The 3,354-nt window shown below is 51.7% G+C and carries 3 protein-coding genes; all 3 read left to right on the top strand.

The genetic code is table 11. The features are described from left to right. The first annotated feature begins 104 nt into the window (after window positions 1–104). Complete coding sequence (locus PKH29_12710; protein ID HNX15700.1) at window positions 105–947, top strand: GNAT family N-acetyltransferase; 843 nt, start codon at window positions 105–107, stop codon at window positions 945–947. Between the two features lies 1 nt (window position 948). Further along, window positions 949–2,007, top strand: a complete 1,059-nt coding sequence (locus tag PKH29_12705; GenBank protein ID HNX15699.1) for a bifunctional glycosyltransferase family 2/GtrA family protein — start codon at window positions 949–951, stop codon at window positions 2,005–2,007. A gap of 34 nt (window positions 2,008–2,041) precedes the next feature. After that, a partial coding sequence (gene rlmD / locus PKH29_12700; GenBank protein HNX15698.1) for a 23S rRNA (uracil(1939)-C(5))-methyltransferase RlmD occupies window positions 2,042–3,354 on the top strand: 1,313 nt, incomplete at its 3' end.

Here is a 3,354-nt window from a genome sequence, read left to right as displayed (position 1 = left end):
TATATCTCGCTCGAGTGGCTCAAACGGTATAACCCCTATCTGCAGGAACCGGGAATCGTCTTTGCCCACTTCGCAAGTTATATGAACTACATTTTCGAGGAAGCATGATCGAAATCAAGCCGCTGGCCGGCGTCCCGATCGAGGCGGTCACGGATGCCTTTAATGCCGCATTCTCCGATTACGAACTGCCTTTTACCGCGACACCCGCTTATATGCGCGAGCGGTTCGCGGCGTCGGGCGTGCACTACGATTTCTCTTACGGCGCGTTTGATGGTAACCGCCTGATCGGTTTTATGGTTAACTCGATTGATGATTACGGAGGCATAAAGTCGGCTTTTGACGCGGCGACGGGCGTTATTCCCGATTATCGCGGGCATGGGCTGATCTATCAGATTGCCAACGCGGCGATGGCGGAACTGGCTAAAAACGGCATACACAAATATACGCTCGAGGTCCTTCAAACTAACGAGCGTGCAATTTACATCTACGAAAAACTCGGGCTTGTGATTACCCGTAATTTCTTTTGCTATACAGGAATGCCGAAATTGCGCGGGGATGTAAAACAAGGTGTGCTTGTGGTTCCGGTTGCCGATTTCACTAAAGAACTGCGCGAGTTTCCGCGCGATTGGCTGCCTTCGTGGGAAAACAGCGACACGGCGATTTTACGCAATGCCGCAAACGTTGAGGTCGCCTATATCACAGAGGAAGGCGTCATTGCGGCTTATACCGTTTTTCATCGTACCCGGGGGCTGATTCACCAGCTCTGGGTGCGGCCGGAATACCGGCGCAGAGGATTTGCCACGGCGTTAGTAAAGTATGTCTGGGAGCGCTTCGGTAAAGTCACGGTCAACAATATCGACCAGAACAACGAAATGGCCGCGGCATTTTGGAGCGCAAGCGGACTGCGCCTCTATGCCCGTCAGTATATGATGGAAAAGATGATCTGAGATGGAAAATCTGCCGACTGTCATCGTCATTCCCGCTTATGACCCACCTGCCGTTTTTCACGATCTGGTCAGACGGCTCGCGTCAAGAGACGGGTATTTGGTCGTAGTCGTCGACGACGGCAGCCACGCGGATTATCAGAATGAATTTAAACTGCTGCCCAAATCGGCAGTGGTGTTAAGACATGAAAAAAACAAAGGGAAGGGCGCCGCGTTAAAAACGGCGCTGCGTTATATTGTCGAACAAAAAATCGCCTGCGCGGGCTGCGTCACCGCAGACGCGGACGAAAAACACCGGCTCGAGGACATTTTACGGGTAGCTAAAGCGCTTCGTAAAAATGAAGACAAGATCATTCTGGGCTGCCGGACTTTCAATAAACGTGTACCGGGCCTGATCCGGTTCGGAAACGCCGTGACCAGACGGGTGTTCCGCACGAAAACCGGAATCAAGGTCTCGGATACCCAGACCGGGCTGAGAGGTTTTCCGTGTAAATATCTCGAAGCCCTCTCAGAAATTGACGGCATGCGGTATGAATACGAGACCAATGTGCTGCTTTGGGCGTGTGAGCAGAGAATTCCGTTTGTTGAGGTCCCTACCGAGGTGGATTATACCGGGCGCAAGACTTTTATCCATTTCCATGTCATCCGCGACTCGATTTTGATTTATGCGAAATTACTGAAGTTCACGACCATCTCGTTCACAGCGTTTTTATTGGATTACGGGTTGGTTTTGTGGTTTCGCATGCTCACGGGCAGTTGGCCCGAGCGCGTTTCACTGGTCTTCACTGTCGTCGCTGCCCGTGCGTGCAGCTCGACCTATAGTTTTACGCTGAACCGGTTTTTAGTTTTTAAGAGCAAGGGAGACGTATGGAAACGCGCGGTGCAGTTTTATCTGCTCGCCGGGATTTTGATGGCGTCGAGTTATGTGCTGCTCGACCTGACGACGATTATCATGCCCGGGCCGCTTTGGATTGCAAAACCCATCACCGACGCAATTTTATTTTTCGTCAACTATTTTGTGCAAAATAGAGTGATCTTCAGAAAGAAGAAATTTAAAAAGTAAACTTTATAAGGCGATGAAAGGACATTCAACAGAAATGCCTGAGAAAAATGAGGTTGTTCAAATAGAAATCACCGATCTGACCGAAGAAGGGCACGGCATCGGGCGGTATAACGGAATGGCGGTTTTTGTACCGAATTCGATTCCGGGCGATGTCGCTGAGGTGAAGTTCATCAAGCTCGCGAAAAACCATGCGGTCGGGCGGCTTGAAAAACTGATCATGCCGTCAAAAGACCGAGTCCAAAGCGACTGTCCGGTGTTCGGACGGTGCGGCGGCTGTTCGCTGCGCAACATGACTTATGAAGCGGAATTATTATATAAACAGAACAAGGTCTTGCAAAACCTCATTCGGCTGGGCGGGCTTGACGCAGACAAGTTTGTGTTCGAGCCGATTATCTCCAAAGAGCCGAATCGCTACCGCAACAAATCGCAGTTTCCGGTCTGCAAAACCAACGGCAAATTCGCAGCGGGGCTGTTTTTCAAGAACACCCACAATGTGATCCCGATCGGAGATTGCCTGCTGCAATCGGAGGCCTTTTCACAGATTATGGCCGAGATCTGCGCGTTTTGCGATAAAAACGGGATTGAGCCGTATGACGAGACGACCAAAAAGGGCTATTTGCGGCATATCTACCTGCGCGGAACGGGTGACGGGAGCATCGGGGTTTGCCTTGTGGTCAACGGCAACTTTCTGCAAAACTCCCGCGCACTCATTGCCAAATTGACCGAGAAGTTTCCTCAAATCAAGAGCGTATGGCTCAACGTCAACAAGGCCGACACCAATGTAATTTTGGGGGACGAGACCAAGCTGCTGTGGGGTGCTCCGACGCTGACCGACACACTGTGCGGATTGGAATTCGACATCTCGCCGCAGTCGTTTTATCAAGTCAACCGCGAAGCCGCGCAGGCGTTATATCAGAAGGCGGCGGAGTATGCGGGGCTGACGGGCAAAGAGACTGTGCTCGATTTATATTGCGGCACCGGCACGATCGGGCTTTCGATGGCGAAAAACGCGGGCAAGATCGTCGGAGTCGAGATTGTGCCCGAGGCGGTCGAGAACGCGCGCCAAAACGCCGAAAAAAACCATATCACCAACGCGGAATTCATTTGCGGAGACGCGGACAAGGTTATCGCGGAGACTAACCTCAAGCCCGACGTTGTCATCACCGACCCGCCGCGAAAAGGGTGCGGCAAAGCTACGCTTGAAGCCATTTGCCGTTTTGCGCCCGAGCGCATTGTGATGGTCAGCTGCGACAGCGCAACGCTCGCCCGCGACCTGAAGTTTTTATCCGAAAATAGTTATACGCTTCAAAAAGTGGTTCCGGTTGATATGTTTCCAAGGACGATGCA

It is taken from the genome of Oscillospiraceae bacterium, assembly GCA_035353335.1.
In the GTDB taxonomy this organism is placed as follows: domain Bacteria; phylum Bacillota; class Clostridia; order Oscillospirales; family JAKOTC01; genus DAOPZJ01.
The sequence above is the reverse complement of the archived record's forward strand: the minus strand, read 5'-3'. Positions and strand labels throughout refer to the sequence as shown.